Below are 16784 nucleotides of genomic sequence, written 5' to 3'. Positions count from 1 at the left end.
GGTCACGGGGCGACCGGTCCGTCGTGGTCGCGGAAGCGGTCGAGGACGGTCCCGGTGATGCGGGCGACGTCGTTGTCCCCGCCGTCGTGGCTCATGGCCGTCGACCAGCCGATCGAGCCGACGGAGAACACGGCGCCGCCTCCCGGCAGGCCGAACAGCACGAGGTCGGCGCGGACGTTCGGGTGCACGCCGGGCGGGGGCGCGGCGTAGCCGTGGTCGATCTCCTCGGGCGCGAGCCCGATCTTGTGGGAGTGGCCGACCGACGACCCGAGCACCGCGGCGTCCGGCGGCGTCCCGAGCCCGATGTCGGCGCGGTCGAACTCGTCGGCCGCCGCTCCCCCGAGGCCCGGACCGTCGGCGCCGACGACCTCGCCGACGCCCGCCTTCACCCCGTCGAACACCCACGACACGTCCGGCTCCGCGCTGCGGGCACTGCGCCGGTAGCCGTGACCCCGGTCGAAGCCCTGCGCGGTGAACCCGACCCCGACGAGGCGGTTCGGCGCCCGGCCACGCATGCGCCACAGGCCCCCGGGCTCGCCGGTCGCCGAGAGGTGCTCCTCCCCCGGGTCGGAGACCCAGGTCGCGACGCCCGCGTGGCCGCGACGGATCTCCAGGGCGTCCGGCACGCCGGGGTGGCGGGCCGTGACCTGGTAGAAGCCGTTCCCGCCGAGGTACATCAGCCGCCCGCCGGTGGCGGTGTAGGCGGCGTAGGAGTCGAGCATCCCGGCCGAGCAGTACTCCGGGTGCCCGCCGGTCAGCACGACGCGGTACCGGTCGAGCAGCGCCGTCCCCTGTTGCTCCACCTCGTCATCGGTGACCACCGCGTAGTGCTCGCCGCGCCGCTCGAGCCAGTCGAGCAGCAGCAGGTCCTGCGCGTAGTGCCGGAAACCGCAGGTCGTCGGCGTGTAGTAGTCGGGGCGGATGTTCACGATCGGTCGACGCCGCGTGGAGTAGCAGACCCCGCTGCCGTCGGAGTGCACGTCGTAGAGCGAGCGCCCGAACTCCGGGTGCGCGGCGAGCCACCGGTCGCGCTCGTCGATGCCGCGGTCCTCCCCGTAGAGCCCGAGCCGCTCGGTCTCGTACTCCGCGTACGTCCGCCAGTTCGCGTAGGCGAGGTAGGTCCACGTCGGCAGCACGAGCAGGACCGACGCACCGTGTCGCGCGGGGGTCACGACGACGGGGACGCGGTCCACGTCGTCGCCCGCGGTGAGACGCACCGCGTAGACCCCGCTCGGGAGGTCCGTCGGGACGGTCCACGTGGCGTCGACGTCCCAGCCGGCGTCCGCCAGGTCGTCCTCGTGCAGGTGCAGCGCGTCGAACTCCGCGGGCGCCGGGCGGAAGTCGCGCTCGGCCCCGGTCCAGAACGGTCCGGGGACGCCCCGCGTGGGGAGGTGGTGCACGGCTGCGCCGCCGGTGAGGGCGCCGCGGTCGGGCACCCGGACCCCACCCGGGTCGGCGGCGAGGTCGAGAGCGCTGGTCGACCCGGCGTCGAGCAGGGCGAGCGGGTCGGCGCCGCAACGCAGCGCCTCGGTCACCTCCGGTCCCCACGACCGCGAGACGACGGGCCGGGCGACCCCGCCGTCGAACGTGGCACCGGGCCCGGGCCGCACGACCCCGTCGCTGCCGAGCAGCAGGCGCTCCGAGACGGTCACCGGAGCCGCGGTCGTCTCGACCGCCTCGTCGGGAAGGCCCGGCCGGTGCAGCGTGAGCCGCACGCGACCGGCCGCGTCGACCGTCGCCGCCGCGAACGCCCAGCGTCCGCGCACCGCGTGTGCCTCGAGACGGGCGAGGACGTCGTCACCGTCGCGCAGCTCGAGCGCGTCCGCCGAACACCAGAGCCCCAGGCTCCCGACTACGAGCAGCGGGCGCTGCTCGTCCGTCGGGGCCGTCGGGCGGAACCAGAGCGCGCACCCGACGTCGGGAAGACGTGCGCGCAGCTGCGCCTCGGCGAACGAGCCCGAGGTCGTGCGCTGCACGCGCCCGGGCACGGTCGTCGGCAGGTCGGAGGCGACCGACTCCTCGACGAGCTCCACGTGGTGGCGGGGCGACCCGCCCCGGCGGAGGCGTACCAGCGACACCCCGACCTCGGGGTGCTCGCTCGACACGTGCACCGCGACCCGCCCACCCGCGGGCACCGAGAGCCGGTCGGCGTAGCCGAGCAGCCTCACCGGTTGACCCACGAGGTCCAGCGCTGCGTGGCCTGATCGAGGTTCTGGGCCCACCACGCGTTGTCCCGCACCACGGTGGTGCCGTTGGACTGCGGGCCGTCGATGAACTCGCGGATCGTCGGGTCGGCGCTCGGGGCGGCGGCGGAGTTCGTGGGCAGGTAGGGCATGCGGTCCGTGATGGCCTTCTGGTTCTTCTGCCCGATCAGCGCGTTGATCAGCTGGTAGGCCTGGTCGCGGTGCGGGGCTCCCTTGACCACCGTGACCGTGTCGAAGTAGCTCAGCGGCTGGTTCCACACCACGCCCAGCGGCGCCCCGCCCTTCACCGCGTCGTAGGCGCGGCCGGGCCAGGCGAGCATCATGTCGACCTCGCCCGACTGCAGGGCCTGGGTCTGTTGGGCCCCGGTGTCGTAGAACCGGGTCGACGCGCGGATCGTGTCGAGCTTGCGGAACGCCCGGTCGTAGTCGAGCGGGTAGAGCTGGGTGCCGGGGACGCCGTCCGCGAGCAGCGCTGTCTCCATCCCGGCGTCCTTGGCGTAGTTCATGATCCCGCGGGTGCCGGGGAAACGGGTGGTGTCGTAGAAGTCGGCCCAGCTCGTCGGCGGGTTCGCCCCGAACTTGGCCTTGTTGTAGACGAGCAGGAACGACGAGTTGATGATCGGGACGCCGCACTCGGAGGTCTGCGCGGGGTCGAGCCCGGACCGGTCGACGCGGTTCCAGTCGATCGGCTCGAACAACGTCCCGCACTTGCCCATCGCGGTGTAGGGCGTGGAGTAGAAGACGTCCCAGGTCGGGTTCCCGCCCTGCACCATCGCGGTCAGCTTCGCCTCGTTGTTCGGCGACTCGTCGGCCACCGTGACGCCCTGCGCGGAGAGGTCGGCGTACGCGTTCGCCTTGAACACCTCGGCGAGGGCCCCGCCGGTGTTGGCGAACACCACCGGTGCGCCACCCGCGCCCTGGGCGCCGACCGGGCCGAAACAGCCGGCGGTGGTCATCGCGACGACGCCGGCGAATGCGACGGCCGCGAGAGTGCTCCTCCGAGTACGCACGGTGCCCACCTCTCGAGTTGATTTCATATTGCGAAACGCTGTTCGCATGAAGAAAGCATGGAGCGCACTTCTTCGCGCTGTCAAGACGCCGTACAGCCGTGCTCCGCACGGCGTTACACGCGGGTTTCGGCAGCTTGACGACTGAATCCGGGCTTGACAGGGAGGACGACGAGCCGAGACGGTGATTCCACTTCGTGAAACGCTTCTCGGCTGCCGCGCCCTCAGGAGGCCCGTCGATGACCGTGACGTCACCCGTGGCGGGGGCGGCCACCTCCGCCCCGCCGGAGGCACCCGACCCGCCGCCGGGACGGCGACCGTCCCCGGCGCGCCGGGCCACGCTGCTGCTCGCGGTGCCGGCCCTGCTGGTGCTGCTGGTGTTCTTCGTCGTCCCCGCGCTGCGGCTGCTCTGGCTCTCGGTGACCACGCCCGAGCCGGGGCTCGGCAACTACACCGCGCTCGTCGGGGACGAGGTGACCACCACCGTCGTCCTGCGCACCCTGCTCATGGCCGCGGTGGTGACGGTCGTCTGCGTGGTGGTCGCCTACCCCTACGCCTACCTCATGACGATCGTGTCGGGCCGCTGGCGCGGGGTGCTGCTCGCCGTGGTGCTCGTGCCGTTCTGGACCTCCCTGATGGCACGCACCTTCGCCTGGGTGGTGCTCCTGCAGGACAACGGCGTGGTCAACCAGCTGCTCGGCGCCGTCGGCCTCCGGCCCGTACGTCTCCTCGGCACCACGGCGGGCGTCACGCTCGCGATGGCGCAGGTGATGCTGCCGTTCGTCGTGCTGCCCGTGTACACGGCCATGCGCGGGATCGACCGCCGCCTCGTCGACGCGGCGCTCTCGCTCGGGGCACGGCCGATCACCGCGTTCACCCGGGTCTACCTGCCGCTCTCGCTCCCCGGCGTCGCCGCGGGTGCCACCCTGGTCATGGTCCTCTCGCTCGGCTTCTACGTGACGCCCTCGCTCGTGGGCTCGCCGAAACAGTCGATGCTCGCCCAGTTCATCTCGGTGCAGGTCAACCAGCTCGTGAACTTCGGGGCGGCCGGGGCGCTCGCGGTGACACTGCTCGTGGTCACGCTCGTCCTGCTCGGCGGGGTGCGGATGCTGACCCGCACCCGCGGCACCACCGGCGCCGGGATCGCGGGAGGCCTGACGTGACCGGCGGGACGACCCTGCGCCGCGTCCTCGTCGGGATCGGGGTCCTGGTCGGGGTCTGGCTGGTGGTCCCGACGCTCGTCGTGGTGCCCATCAGCTTCTCCGGCGAGGACAGCTTCGCCTTCCCGCCGCGCAGCTGGGGGCTCGGGCACTACGCCACGTTCTTCACCGAGTCGAGCTGGCTGACCTCGCTGCTGGTCTCGCTGCAGCTCGCGCTCATCGTCACGGTCGTCGCCACCCTGCTCGGAACGGCGGCGGCGCTCGCGCTCGACCGGACGTCGTTCCGTGGTCGGGGGGCGCTCGACGGCCTGTTCATGGCTCCGCTGATCGTCCCCGGGATCGTGGTGGCGGTGGCGCTCTACGCCGCGTTCCTCGGGTGGGGCCTGATCGGGACCCCGCTGGGGTTCGTCATCGCCCACACCGTGCTCGCCCTGCCCTTCGTGGTGGTCAACGTGGCCGCCGCCCTGCAGAACGTCGACCCCGTGCTCGGGCGGGCGGCGGCGGGCCTCGGCGCCTCGGGCTGGGCGACCTTCCGTCAGGTCACCCTCCCGATCATCCGGCCCGGCGTCCTGGCCGGCGCGCTGTTCGCGTTCGTGACCTCCTTCGACGAGGTCGTCGTCTCCCTGTTCGTGCAGTCGCCGCAGCTGCAGACCCTCCCGGTGCGGATGTTCACCTCGGTCACCAACGAGGTCGACCCCACCATCGCGGCGGCCTCGACCGTCGTCCTCGTCGTGTCCACCGCCCTGCTGGGCCTCGTCGCGCTGACCCGGAGGAAGTCCACCCCATGACCGACCGCGCAGGCGCCACCATCCGCGCCGAGGCACTGACCAAGCGCTTCCCCGGGACCACCGCTCCGGCCGTCGACGCCGTCGACCTGCACGTCGCCGCGGGTGAGTTCATGACGTTGCTCGGGCCGAGCGGGTCGGGGAAGACCACGACGCTCAACATGATCGCGGGCTTCGAGGACGTCACCTCCGGGCGCATCCTGCTCGACGACGACGACATCGCCCGTCTGCCCGCGTACCGCCGCAATCTCGGCATGGTGTTCCAGAGCTACGCCCTGTTCCCGCACATGACCGCGGCGCAGAACGTCGCGTTCCCGCTGCGTCAGCGCAAGGTCGGCAAGGCGGAGACGGCGCGCCGGGTCGCCGAGGCCCTCGAGCTCGTCCACCTCGGTGGGCACGGGGACCGCCTGCCCTCCCAGCTCTCCGGCGGCCAGCAGCAGCGCGTCGCGCTCGCTCGCGCCGTCGTCTTCTCCCCGCGGGCGCTCCTGCTCGACGAGCCTCTCGGCGCGCTCGACAAGAAGCTGCGGGAGTCGCTGCAGCTGGAGATCTCGCGGCTGCACTCCGAGCTCGGCATCACCTTCGTGTTCGTCACCCACGACCAGGAGGAGGCCCTGGCCCTCTCCGACCGGATCGCGGTGTTCCGGGACGGACGGATCGAGCAGGTGGGCACGCCGGACGAGCTCTACGAGTCCCCCGCCTCCCGGTTCGTCGCCACCTTCCTCGGCGACTCGAACGTCTTCACCGGCACCGTCCGCGGCGGTCTGCTCGACACCGGCTCCGCCCAGCTGCACTGCGACGGACCGGACGGGCCGGGCTGCCTCGTCGTGCGCCCCGAACGGCTGCGGATCGGCGCCCCACCCACCGACGGCACCAACCGCCTCTCCGCGACCGTCACCGACGTCGTCTACCAGGGTGCGTTCCGCCGCATCCTGGTGCGCTTCGACGACGGTTCCACCGGCCTCGTCCGCGATGCGGGCGAGGCGGCGAGCGCCAGGCGGGACGACCGCGTCGAGGTGTCGTGGCCCGCGCAGGCCGGCGTGCTGGTGCCCGAGACCGCCGGCGAGCGGGTCGAGGTCGGGGCATGACGACCGAGCTCGACGCCGCCCGCGAGGCGGTCGCCGACGCCGGCCGGGCGATGCTGGCCGACGGCCTCGTCACGGGGACCGCGGGCAACGTCAGCGTCCGCGTCGGCGACCTCGTCGCCGTGTCCCCGTCGAGCATGTCCTACGACGCGGTCGGTGCGGCCGACGTGTGCGTGGTCGACCTCGACGGCACCGTCGTCGAGGGGCCGCACCGCCCGTCGTCGGAGACGCCGCTCCACCTGGCCGTGTACGCGAGCACCGAGGCCGGCGCCGTCGTGCACCACCACGGGATGCACAGCACCGCGGTGTCGGTGGTGCACGACGAGCTGCCCGCCCTGCACTACTACGTGGTCCGGCTCGGAGGTCCGCCGCGCGTCGCCCCGTACGCCACGTACGGGACGCCGGAGCTGGCCGCCTCGGTCCAGACCGCGTTGACGGACCGGTCCGCGGCCCTCATGCAGAACCACGGCGCCGTCGCGTACGGCGCCGACCTGGAGGAGGCCTACGACCGCGCCCGGCTCGTGGAGTGGCTGTGCGAGCTGCACACCACCGCGGCCCGACTCGGGCAGCCCCGGGTGCTGCGCGCCGACGAGCTCGACGCGGTCGTGGCCCGGCGGGCGACGTCGTGAAGGTCGTCTGTCTGGGCGCGCACATCCTGGACGTCCTCGGGCGACCGGTGACCGACATCCCCGCCGGCCAGGGACGCCGCGTCCTCGACGAGATCCGCCTGACGGCGGCGGGGACCGCCGGGGGCACCGCCGTCGACCTGGCGAAGCTGGGCGCGGACGTGACCAGCGTCGGGGCGGTCGGCGACGACAGCGCGGGCCGGCTCCTGCGCGCCCTGCTGACCGACCACGGTGTCGACGCCTCCGGGCTCGCGGTGCGACCGGACGGGGCGACCCCGTCGACGATCCTGCCGATCCGCCCGGACGGGTCCCGGCCCGCCCTGCACGCCCCCGGGGTGATGGCGACGCTGACCGCCGACGACGTCGACCTCGACCTCGTCGCCCACGCCGACGTGCTGCACGTCGGCGGGCCGGACGTCCTCGGCGGGTTCGCGACGTCGGACCTGCCCGGCATCCTGCGCCACGCCGTCGCCCACGGGACGACCGTCTCGATGGATCTGCTCAGCGTCGGACGTCCCGGCCTGCTCGAGGAGCTCGGCGCGCTGTGGGAGCACGTGGACTGGTTCCTGCCGAACGACGACCAGCTCCGCGCTCTCACCGGACGGCACGACCTCGAGGACGCGGCCGGGGAGCTGCGCGCGCTGGGGGTCGGTGGTGTGGTCGCCACCTGCGGGGCCGACGGCGCCCTGCTGGTCGGCGAGGTCACCGAGCGCGTCGGGGCCCTGTCCGTCGACGTGGTGGACACGACGGGGTGTGGCGACGCGTTCTGCGCGGGTTACCTCGTGGGGCTCGACCGGGGCCTCGTCCCGGTGGGTGCCGCTCTGTGGGGCACGGCGGCCGCAGCGCTCGTGGCGGGGGGCCTGGGGTCGGACGCGGGCATCGTCGACCTCGACACGACGCTCGCGTTCCTGGCCGAGCACGGAGGCCGAGGGGTGCCGGTGTGAGGATGAGCGGCGTTACGGCCGGCGGGTGCGCAGGGGGCGACGGATGACGGACCGGACCGCGGGTGCCGAACCCGTGCGTGTCCTCGTCAAGGCGATGGCGGTGCTCGACCTGCTGGCCGAGTCGACCGAGCAGATGACCCTGGGCGACATCGCCGCACGCCTCGATCTCAACAAGAGCACCTGCTACCGCATCCTCAGCACGCTCGCGAGCGAGGACTTCGTCGAGCGACCCTCCCCCGGCTCCTACCGGCTGGGCGTCGGCGCGTTCCGGATCGGCTCGGCCATGGCGCGGCGGATGGGCGTGCGGGAACGCGCGCTGCCGGCGATGCAGGACCTCTACCGGGCGACCGGCGAGACCGTCTTCCTCCTCGTCCCCCACGGCGACGAGGCCGTCTGCGTCGAGCGGCTCGACGGGCGCTACGCCGCGACCCACACCCTGCGGGTGGGAGGCGTCCTGCCCCTGCACCTGGGCGCGGGCCCGCGGTTGCTGCTCGCGGCGCTTCCCCCGGACCAGCGGGAGTCCTACCTCGCGGGGCCCTTCGCCCGCCGCGTCGTCCCGGGTCTGCGTGAGGAGGCGCTCCGCGCCCAGCTCCAGCGCATCGACGAGGACGGCTACGCCTTCAGCGAGGACGACGTCGAGACCGGCGTGTCAGCACTGAGCGCCCCGGTCCGGGACCACACCGGCTCCGTCGTCGCGGCGCTCAGCCTCTCCGGACTCAGCGCCCACCTCCCCGTGTCCGAGCGTGACCAGCAACTCGCCGCCCTGTTCGAGGCCGCGGGTCGCGCCTCGCGCGCACTGGGGCACCGCGCCACGGCATAGCCGGTCACGACGATCGGCGCCGCGGGAGCCCGAACGGCAGAGGTGCGGCCGGGTCGTCCAGGGCGGCGAGGGCCTGCCTCGCCGCTGCCGACCACGGCGGCCACCCGGCGCGGTCGGCGAAGGCCACGGCCGCCTCCAGGTCGGCGCGGGCGGCGTGGTCGTACCCCACGGTCCACGCCGCGAGCCCGGTCCACAGGCACACCGGCCCGATCACGGCGCCGCCGTAGCCGACGAGCACCGCGGCGTCCGGGTCCGAGGGCATCACCGCCCGGACCTCCGCGGCCACCTCGACGTCGCCGAGACCGCACGCGGCGCCCGCCGCCAGCGCGAAGGCGGCCCGCTTGAACCACATCGCGGGGTTCGCCGCCCGCCGCCGGTACTCCGCGAGATGGACCCGGGCCTCGTCGTAATTCGCGGCCCGGACCTCGCCGAACGCCGCGGCCGCCGCCCACACCGCGGTGTTCGGGACCCGGGCGGACGCCTGCGCGGCCACCGGACCGAACGGGAAGGACGAGTTGGCGAGCAGGTGGCGCATGAGGAGGTGCGCGCCGGCGGCCATCGGCGCGGCGGACAGCCCGAGCTCCGCGCCCCGGGACGACGCGCGCTGGGCGGCCTCGTCGGCGGCGGGGTCGCCCTCGGCCAGGAGCATCGCCGCCTCGACGACGAGGGCCGCCCACATCGCCCGCGGGCGGAACCAGCGTTCGGCGAGGGCCTGGAGCTCCGCGCGCAGCTTGTGGGCCCGCTCGGTGTTGCCGACCGTGAGCTCGGCCGACATCAGCAGTTCGATCGCGTCGAGGTGCAGGGCGGGCACGTCGGTCTCGAACGCGAGCCGGTGGGCGTCCTGCGCGATCGCCAGGCGATCGAGCGCCGGCGCGGCGATGTCGACGAGGTGCCGGGCCTGCAGCGCCCGCACCCGGGCGCGGGCGAGGGGGTCCTCGGCGGCGACCACGTCGGCCAACCGCAGCGCCTCCTCGATCGCCGGCTCCGCCGGGCGCTCGCCGGTCGCGCCCTCCTCGCGGATCAGGCCGGTGAGCAGTTCCAGGCGCAGGCGTGGCGGCAGCGGACGCTCGGCGAGCCGACGTAGCCGGGCGAGTCGACGGAGGTCGCCGTCGATCGCCAGCCCCAGCGGCTCGTCGCCCATGGCCGCGAGCAGCGCGAGCTCGTCGTCCTCCCCCAGCGCCGCGTCGAGGGCGTCGTCGAGGGCGTCGTCGGGAACCTCGTCCGCCGACCCGAGCACCGACAGACAGAGCGCCCGGTGGACGAGCAGTGCCGCGCGGACCGGCCCGACGGCCGCGGGGCGGGCGGCGTCGAGCAGGGCGAGCGCCTCCGGGAGGGCCCGGGACCGGTACGCCTCGACACCCGCGGCGACCCGCGCGGCTGCCACGTCGGCCGGATCGATCAGGCTCGCCGCGCCGAGGGTGTGGCGGAGGACGACGAAGGCGTCGGCGCCCTCGGGCAGGTCCGCGAGCCGCGCGGCGTGCAGGTGCGCCCGCCGGACCGCGGGGACGCCGGCGCGGAGGCCGTCGACGTCGAGGTCGTGGCGGAGGGTGTAGCGGTCGTCGTGGTCGGCGAGCAGGCCGGCGCGACGGGCGGGTTCGAGCGCGTCGGCCACGGCGAGTGGGCTCTCCTCGAGCACCGCCGCGAGCGCCGTCAGGTCCACGGGGTGCAGCACGGCGAGCGCCTCGAGGGCCCGGCGGGTGCCCGCGGACAGGCGGTCGACCTGGTGGGCGAGGACGGCGCGCACGCGGGTCGGCACCGCCGCGACCGCCCGGGCCGCCGCCGCACGGGAGTCGGTCCGCGCGACCTCGTCGAGCAGGGCGGTGAGGTGCAGCGCGTGCCCGCCGCAGCGTCGGGCCAGGGCCGTGACCAGGTCGTCGTCGGGATCGAGGTGCGCGAGCCGCTCCCGGACGAGCGACCGGACCACCGGCTCGGGCAGCGGGCCGAGCTCCGTCGGGACGTGGCCGTCGGTAGCCAGGTCGGCGAGGGCGGCGCTCCAGTGCGGGCGGTCGACGACGTCCGGGACGCGCGCCGCGACGACGAGCACGGTGCCGCGCGGGAGCTCGCGGCGGGTCAGGGTGCGCAGGACGTCGAGCGAGGCGGAGTCGGCGCGGTGGGCGTCGTCGAGCGCGACCAGCAGACGGTCGCCCCCGGTCCGGACGAGGTGCTCGTGCAGCCGGACGGCGAGTTCGGCCGGGCGCAGCGGGACCCCCGGCACGACCAGGTCGGCCGCGAGCTCGTTCCACGGCGCGACGGGCGCGTCCCCCTCGCCCCACGCGGAGGCCGCCGTCCGTGCGCCGCCGGCCCGCGCGTCGCGCAGGAGCGCCCGCAGCAGGGTGGACTTCCCGCTCCCCGCGGGTCCTGTCACGACGACGAGGCCGCCGGGCCCGTCGAGCCGGGCCAGGACGTCGTGCAGGAGGTCCTCGCGGCCCGGCAGGGTGCCGGCAGTCGCGACGGGGCGGCGGGCGAGCTCGTCGTGGAGGGCCTGGAGGTCGCTGTCGGGCTCGTCGGCGTCGCGGATCCGCGCCCGTGCCGCGTCCAGCGCCTCCCCCGGCCGCCCCGCCGCGACGAGGGCCTCGACGTGCGGGACGGCGAGCTCGTCGTCGGGATGATCCAGGACCTCGACCGCCTCGTCCGCGCGGCCCGCCTCGCGCAGGAGGGCGGCGTGGCGCAGACGCAGCGCGCGGTGGCGGTCCTCGGCGTGGGCGCGGACGGCGTCGAGGCGGCGGCCGGACAGGTCGGGGAACGGGCGGCCGGCCCACGCGTGTTCCGCGGCCTCGTACGCGGCGAGGTCGGTGCCGGTGAGGGCCGCGGCGGCGAGCCGGTGGAAGCGGAGCAGGTCGACGGCGTCGGGGTCGATCCGCAGCGTGTAGCGCCTCGCGGCCGCGGTGATGGTCGGTCCGTCGTCCCCGAGCCACTGCTTGCGCACGCGCGTCAGGGCGATCCGCAGCTGGTTGAAGTCGTCGGGGTCCTGTCGCGCCGAGGACTCCCAGAGCTCGTCCCGGAGCGTCTCGCGGGGCACCGCCTCCCCCGCGTGCGCGGCGAGGAGGGCGAGGACGCCGCGCTCGGTCGGGGCGTCGCGTTCCACCGGCGTGCCGTCGCGCTCCACGGCGACGGTGCCGAGCAGACGGATCCGCACCGTCGCCATCGCGCCCCCCAGACCCGATCACCCGGCGCGGATCGTAACCACACGAACGACCCGAACGGGTGACAAAGTCAGCGACGGACCACGGAGGCCAGACGGCGGCGCACCGCCCGGGGAACGACCCGACCGGCCAGATCGACCAGCGCGACGCGCGGCGGCGCGACGACCACCGAGCCGGACCGGGTGGCACCGGTGATCTCCCGCTCGGCACGCCGCGACAGACCGGTCCGCGACGGGATCACGGCCACGACGTCCACCTCCGAACCGAGCACACCGATGCCCAGCGACCGCGTGAGGGAGAGCAGGAACGCCTCGGTCGCCCCTCGACCCGGGCTGAGGCCGGCGGCGTCGGGCAGCGTCACGATGCGTCCTCCGCCGCCGGCCGACAGCGCGGACAGGGCCACGCGGAGGACTTCGAGCGAAGCCATCGGGCCGGCCTGCAGGTCGCGCTGCAGGACGTCGAGGGGCGTCGTCGAGAAGGGCGTCGACGACGAGGGCCGCTCGACACCGAGCACGACGAGGTCGACGGGCCTGCTCCGGTCCTGGAGGCGTCGGCCGACGTCCTCCCGGTCGGCGGGCACCGCGAGGTCGGCGACCACCACCTCGACGGCCTCCCGCTCGGCGCTTCCGAGCGACTCGACCAGTCGGTCCATCCGGTCCTTCGCGCGGCCCACCAGGACGACCTCTGCACCTCCGGCCCGGAGAGCGCGCGCCACGGCGGCGCTGAGGTCGGAGTCCGCCGACGTGATCAGAGCGCGACGCGGGGCGACGCCCGGAAGCCCGGACCGGCGTCGTCGGGCCAGGGCCGGGAGGACCCCCAGCGGGCGATAGGGCACGAGACGGCCCAGGGTCGCGGTGACCCGGAACCGGGCGCCCGGCACGGAGACGACCCGACCCCACGCGAGATCTCCGAGGCAGGCCTCCGCCATGTCGGCGGGCGACCACGAGCGGGCACCGAGCCGGCGGGGCGGCGTGTCACCGACCTCGTTCCGCTCGGAGAACTCGGTGTCGGTGAGGCCCGGACACAGGGCCATCGCGTGCACGCCGGTCCCCCGGAGCTCCCGGGCCAGCGACTCGGTGAGGACCGTGACCCACAGCTTCCCCGCGCTGTAGACGGCCGCGGGACCGGCCTTGGACACGAAGACGTCGACGCTGGCGACGTTGACCACCGCGCCCCGGCCGCGGGCGACCATCGCCGGCACCGCGGTGCGGGTGAGGGCGAGGACGGCGCCGAGGTTGAGGGCGACGTGGCTGCGCAGTCGGTCGACGCCGACGTCGGCCAGCGAGGCGTCGATCGTGTCCCCGGCGTTGTTGAACAGCAGGTCGACCGGTCGCTCCGGCTGCGTGAGCCGGGCTCCGACCCGCGCGAGGTCGTCCGGGTCGGTGAGGTCGGCGGCCAGCACCTCGACCGCGACCCCGTACCGCTGACCCATCTGCTCGGCGAGCGTCTCGAGCCGGGTCCGGTTCCGGGCGACGAGGACGAGGTCGTGCCCCCGTGCGGCGAGCGCCTCGGCCAGGGCGAGCCCGATGCCCGAGCTGGCTCCGGTGATCAGTGCGGTCCGGAGCCCGGCCAGGTCCACCCTCACGGGCGTGAGGGTATCCACGCTGGACGACGTCGGATCAGCTCGCCCGCTGCGCCGTCGCCGCTCCCGCGCCGAGGCCGATCATCGCCACGCCCCCGACGGTGCCCAGCCCCGCCAGGCGTCGCGGTGAGCGACTGAACCACGCCCGGGCCGATGCCGCGGTGAGCGCCCAGATGCTGTCGAGCACCACGGCGATGCCGGCGAAGAGCGCCCCGAGCACGAGCAGTTGGCCCGGGACACTGCGGCCGGGGTCGACGAACAGCGGGAGGAAGGCCGCGAAGAACACCACGGTCTTCGGGTTGAACAGCCCGACCGGCACCCCGCGCAGCACGCTGCGGACGAGCCCGGTCGCAACCTCCGGCGTCGCCGCGGCCAGCTGTCCGGAGGCGTCGTGGCGGTGCCGGATCGCCTGCACGCCGAGCCAGACCAGGTAGGCCGCGCCGACGAGCTTGATCACCGTGAACGCGACGACCGACCGCTCGATCAGCTCCCCCAGCCCGACCGCCAGCCCCGCGACCTGCAGCAACACCCCGAGCGCATTCCCGACGACGGACGCGAGCGCGCTCCGCCGTCCGACCACCAGCGCGCGGCTGATCGCGAAGACCACGCTCGGCCCGGGGATGACGATGATCAGCACGGCCGTGCCGACGAAGGCGAGCAGGCGGGGGTCCACGATCGGGAGTGGACCATAGGCGCGGGGAGGCGGCGATGCCTTTCCCGACGACGCTCAGGCGCCGAGTTCGTCGCGGATCGCCGCGGCCACGTCGTCGAGCACCTGCCGGGCCTCGGGGTAGCCGTAGGGCTGCCGCGACAGGATCGAGACGACGTAGCGCCCGTCCGGGCCGGTGAGGCCGGCGGAGTGCAGGTCGACGCGGTCGTCGACACAGCACAGCCACCCCTGCTTGGCCGGGGTCCCGTCGCGCCGCTCCGGGTCGAGCAGGCCGAACGCCTGGTCGAAGCCGTCGGTGGCGACCGCCGGGGCGGCGCCCAGGGCGGACAGCACGACGTCCCGGGCGTCGGGCGCGAGGTCGTCCGCGACGTACCGCAGGACGCCCGCCATGTCCCGCGCCGAGAGCTGGACCTCGCCCCACTGCGACGCGTCGTCGGGAGCCGTCGTGTCCTGCAGGCCGAGCGCATCGACGGTGCGCTCGATGCCGTCCTCCCCGCCGAAGCGCGACCACAACGCGTTCATCGCGTCGTCGTCACTGGGCCCGAGGGCCGCCCGGATCAGGTCGCGGTCCGTGCCGCTGACCGGCGAACCGCCGGTCAGCGCGTCGACGACGGTCAGCACCTTCGACAGCGACGCCGAGTTGAACGGCGTGGCGCCGTCGGGGTTGGTGGCGAGGGTGCCGGTCGTGCGGTCGAGCACGGCGATCCCGACGACGGTGTCGGCCCGCGCCACCGCTGCGTCACCGGCGTCGACCGCCACCTGCGCGGGCGAGGGCACGGCCGGTACGCTGCTCCTCGACGGCGTGGACGGCGCCGGACCGGCCGGCGCGCAGCCGACGAGCACGACCGCGAGCACACCGACCAGGACGAACCGCCACCAACGACCCACCCGGTGCGATACCCGATCGTGGTGAGCCGCCGGTGAAGGCCGTCATTCGTCGTCGTCGTTCTCCACGGGCGTCCGTGCCTGGACCCGGACGACGCCGCTCTCCAGGTCGAGCCCGACGAGCCGGGCGCGCTGCCCGGACTCGTCGCCCTCCTCCACGCCCTCGAGCTTCGGAGCACGGAAGACACCACCGAATGCGGTCATACCTCCCACGGTAGGTGGGCCGACGTGAGGGGAGGATGCGAGCGCTCCAGCGGCCTGAGGGGTCCCCTCACGTGGGCGTCCTTCGATCCGGTCATTCCCGACGACGCGCGGGGCCGGTCGGCGGCGCGCCTCGTTGCGTGAGCAGGGCGGCCGACGAGGGCCGCACTCCTCGAGGAGGCACCGCACATGGCGGCCCACAGCGCTCCGTCGTCGCGACGGCAGCTCCGCATCACCGCTCTCACGTCGATCGCGACCGCGCTCGCCGTCGTCGCCCTCATGTTCGTGGGTTCCGCGCTGACGACCTCCCCGCCCGGACGCGAGCCGGCGACGATCGGGACGACGACGGGCCCGGTCGCCCTCGTCGACGCGGCCGTGCCGGCGAGCCCGACCAGCTCGACCACGTCCGTCGTCCGGAAGAGCGAGGCGCCGCGGAGCAGCGCGAAGCCGACCACCACCACGACGAAGCCGCCGCGCACCACGACGACGACGCCTGACGCGGACTCCGACCCGGACGAGTAAGTCCCGCGCGCCACATCCGCTCGACGCGCTCGGCGTGGGCGCGGGATCGTCGGCCGCGATGACGGCGTGGATGCGGTGGGCGGTGCTGGCGGCCCTGACGCTGCTGGCCACCCTCGCGCTGCAGGCCATGGACGTGCCGTCGGCGGCGCTGTTCGCGGGGCTCGGGGTCGCGACGGTCCTGGCGCTGCTCGGGGTCGGGCCGCGGACCGTGTCGCGCCCGGCAGTCGGCGGGGCGCAGGCCGTGATCGGCGTCGTGATCGGGCTGCTGGCGCGGCCGGACACGTTGGGCGCGGTCGCCTCGCAGTGGCTGCCGGTGCTGCTGGTCAGCCTCGGGACGCTCGCCGTCAGCATGGGCGCCGGCCTGCTGCTCGGCGTCCAGCGCGGGGTGTCGCCGCTGACCGGGATGCTGGCGTTGACCGCCGGTGGGGCATCCGGGCTCACCGCGATCGCACGGGACATCGGCGGCGACGAACGCATCGTGTCGGTGATCCAGTACCTGCGGGTCGGGCTCGTCACGGCGACGATGCCGGTGGTCGCGGCGGCGGTGTTCGGCGCCTCGCACGTGGGGTCGAGCGGGTCGTCGGAGGGCACGGCGCCCTGGTACGTCGGGCTGGCGCTGGTGGCGGTGTGCTCGCTCGCCGCGTGGCCGGCCGAGAAGCTGAAGGTGCCGGCCGGGGCGCTGCTCGGACCGATGGTGGTCGCGATCGTGCTGTCGGTGTCGGGCCTGACCTTCGGCGGGTCGGCGCCGGACCTGCTCGTCGACCTCGCCTACGCGGTGATCGGCTGGCAGGCGGGCGTGCGCTTCACCCGCGAGGCGGTGCGGACGGTCCTGCGGGTGCTGCCGCTCGCGACGGCCCTCATCGTGCTGATCATGGCCGTCTGCACGGCGCTCGGGCTGCTGCTCTCGGCGATCACCGGCGTCACCCCGCTGGAGGGTTACCTCGCGACGAACCCGGGCGGCATCTACGCCGTCCTGGCCACCGCGATCTCCTCGGGCGGCGACGTCACGTTCGTCGTGGCGGTGCAGGTGGTCCGGGTGATCCTCATGCTGCTCGTGGCCCCGGCGCTGGCCCGTGTCGCGGGCGCTCGGTCGTAGCCGTCTCCCTGAGCAAACGGCACTGTCGCGCACATAGATGCTGCGAGGGTGCCGTTC

15 protein-coding genes are annotated in these 16784 nt (G+C 74.6%); 8 read left to right on the top strand and 7 right to left on the bottom strand.

Going from position 1 to position 16784, the window contains the following annotated elements:
* Nucleotides 1-2 precede the first annotated feature (2 nt).
* On the bottom strand, nt 3-2168 hold the full coding sequence (locus tag ACQPYX_RS10690) for a N,N-dimethylformamidase beta subunit family domain-containing protein (RefSeq protein ID WP_433802887.1): 2166 nt from the start codon (nt 2166-2168) through the stop codon (nt 3-5).
* On the bottom strand, nt 2165-3214 hold the full coding sequence (locus ACQPYX_RS10685) for an ABC transporter substrate-binding protein (RefSeq protein ID WP_433802886.1): 1050 nt from the start codon (nt 3212-3214) through the stop codon (nt 2165-2167). The genes ACQPYX_RS10690 and ACQPYX_RS10685 overlap by 4 nt, the downstream gene beginning before the upstream one ends.
* 236 nt (nt 3215-3450) lie before the next feature.
* Here ACQPYX_RS10685 and ACQPYX_RS10680 point away from each other — a divergent pair, with 236 nt between their 5' ends.
* Genes ACQPYX_RS10680 through ACQPYX_RS10655 form a run of 6 tightly spaced genes read left to right on the top strand, consistent with a single transcriptional unit; the run spans nt 3451 to nt 8628 of the window.
* Nucleotides 3451-4374 (top strand): ABC transporter permease, encoded by a 924-nt coding sequence (locus tag ACQPYX_RS10680; protein WP_433802885.1) that lies wholly within the window; start codon nt 3451-3453, stop codon nt 4372-4374.
* Complete coding sequence (locus ACQPYX_RS10675) at nt 4371-5159, top strand: ABC transporter permease (protein ID WP_433802884.1); 789 nt, start codon at nt 4371-4373, stop codon at nt 5157-5159. The genes ACQPYX_RS10680 and ACQPYX_RS10675 overlap by 4 nt, the downstream gene beginning before the upstream one ends.
* The gene (locus tag ACQPYX_RS10670) at nt 5156-6241 is read left to right on the top strand and encodes an ABC transporter ATP-binding protein (RefSeq protein ID WP_433802883.1); all 1086 of its coding nucleotides are present in this window, start codon (nt 5156-5158) and stop codon (nt 6239-6241) included. Before ACQPYX_RS10675 ends, ACQPYX_RS10670 begins: the two co-directional genes overlap by 4 nt.
* The gene (locus tag ACQPYX_RS10665; RefSeq protein ID WP_433802882.1) at nt 6238-6867 is read left to right on the top strand and encodes a class II aldolase/adducin family protein; all 630 of its coding nucleotides are present in this window, start codon (nt 6238-6240) and stop codon (nt 6865-6867) included. The genes ACQPYX_RS10670 and ACQPYX_RS10665 overlap by 4 nt, the downstream gene beginning before the upstream one ends.
* The gene (locus tag ACQPYX_RS10660) at nt 6864-7808 is read left to right on the top strand and encodes a carbohydrate kinase family protein (protein WP_433802881.1); all 945 of its coding nucleotides are present in this window, start codon (nt 6864-6866) and stop codon (nt 7806-7808) included. Before ACQPYX_RS10665 ends, ACQPYX_RS10660 begins: the two co-directional genes overlap by 4 nt.
* A 43-nt stretch (nt 7809-7851) precedes the next feature.
* The gene (locus ACQPYX_RS10655) at nt 7852-8628 is read left to right on the top strand and encodes an IclR family transcriptional regulator (protein WP_433802880.1); all 777 of its coding nucleotides are present in this window, start codon (nt 7852-7854) and stop codon (nt 8626-8628) included.
* Between the two features lie 4 nt (nt 8629-8632).
* Here ACQPYX_RS10655 and ACQPYX_RS10650 read toward each other — a convergent pair whose 3' ends face one another.
* The 5 genes from ACQPYX_RS10650 to ACQPYX_RS10630 all read right to left on the bottom strand — a co-directional run bounded on the left by ACQPYX_RS10650 (nt 8633) and on the right by ACQPYX_RS10630 (nt 15112).
* The gene (locus tag ACQPYX_RS10650) at nt 8633-11764 is read right to left on the bottom strand and encodes an AAA family ATPase (RefSeq protein ID WP_433802879.1); all 3132 of its coding nucleotides are present in this window, start codon (nt 11762-11764) and stop codon (nt 8633-8635) included.
* Nucleotides 11765-11841: 77 nt separating this feature from the next.
* Nucleotides 11842-13356 carry an SDR family NAD(P)-dependent oxidoreductase gene (locus ACQPYX_RS10645; RefSeq protein WP_433802878.1) on the bottom strand — a complete coding sequence of 505 codons (1515 nt, stop codon included), beginning with the start codon at nt 13354-13356 and terminating at the stop codon, nt 11842-11844.
* 34 nt (nt 13357-13390) lie between these two features.
* On the bottom strand, nt 13391-14029 hold the full coding sequence (locus ACQPYX_RS10640; protein ID WP_433803706.1) for a LysE family translocator: 639 nt from the start codon (nt 14027-14029) through the stop codon (nt 13391-13393).
* A gap of 51 nt (nt 14030-14080) precedes the next feature.
* Complete coding sequence (locus ACQPYX_RS10635) at nt 14081-14800, bottom strand: serine hydrolase (protein WP_433802877.1); 720 nt, start codon at nt 14798-14800, stop codon at nt 14081-14083.
* 153 nt (nt 14801-14953) lie between these two features.
* Nucleotides 14954-15112 (bottom strand): hypothetical protein, encoded by a 159-nt coding sequence (locus ACQPYX_RS10630; RefSeq protein ID WP_433802876.1) that lies wholly within the window; start codon nt 15110-15112, stop codon nt 14954-14956.
* 186 nt (nt 15113-15298) lie between these two features.
* Here ACQPYX_RS10630 and ACQPYX_RS10625 point away from each other — a divergent pair, with 186 nt between their 5' ends.
* Together ACQPYX_RS10625 and ACQPYX_RS10620 are read left to right on the top strand one after the other, a co-directional pair.
* Nucleotides 15299-15631 carry a hypothetical protein gene (locus ACQPYX_RS10625; protein WP_433802875.1) on the top strand — a complete coding sequence of 111 codons (333 nt, stop codon included), beginning with the start codon at nt 15299-15301 and terminating at the stop codon, nt 15629-15631.
* Nucleotides 15632-15689: 58 nt separating this feature from the next.
* A complete protein-coding gene (locus tag ACQPYX_RS10620) occupies nt 15690-16727 on the top strand; it encodes an AbrB family transcriptional regulator (protein WP_433802874.1) in 1038 nt (345 codons plus the stop codon).
* Nucleotides 16728-16784: the final 57 nt, after the last annotated feature.

The sequence above is a fragment of the Actinomycetospora sp. CA-084318 genome (assembly GCF_050955885.1).
Classification (GTDB): Bacteria; Actinomycetota; Actinomycetes; order Mycobacteriales; family Pseudonocardiaceae; genus Actinomycetospora.
Note: the sequence above shows the minus strand (reverse complement) of the source record. Positions and strands in the feature narration are given on the sequence as shown.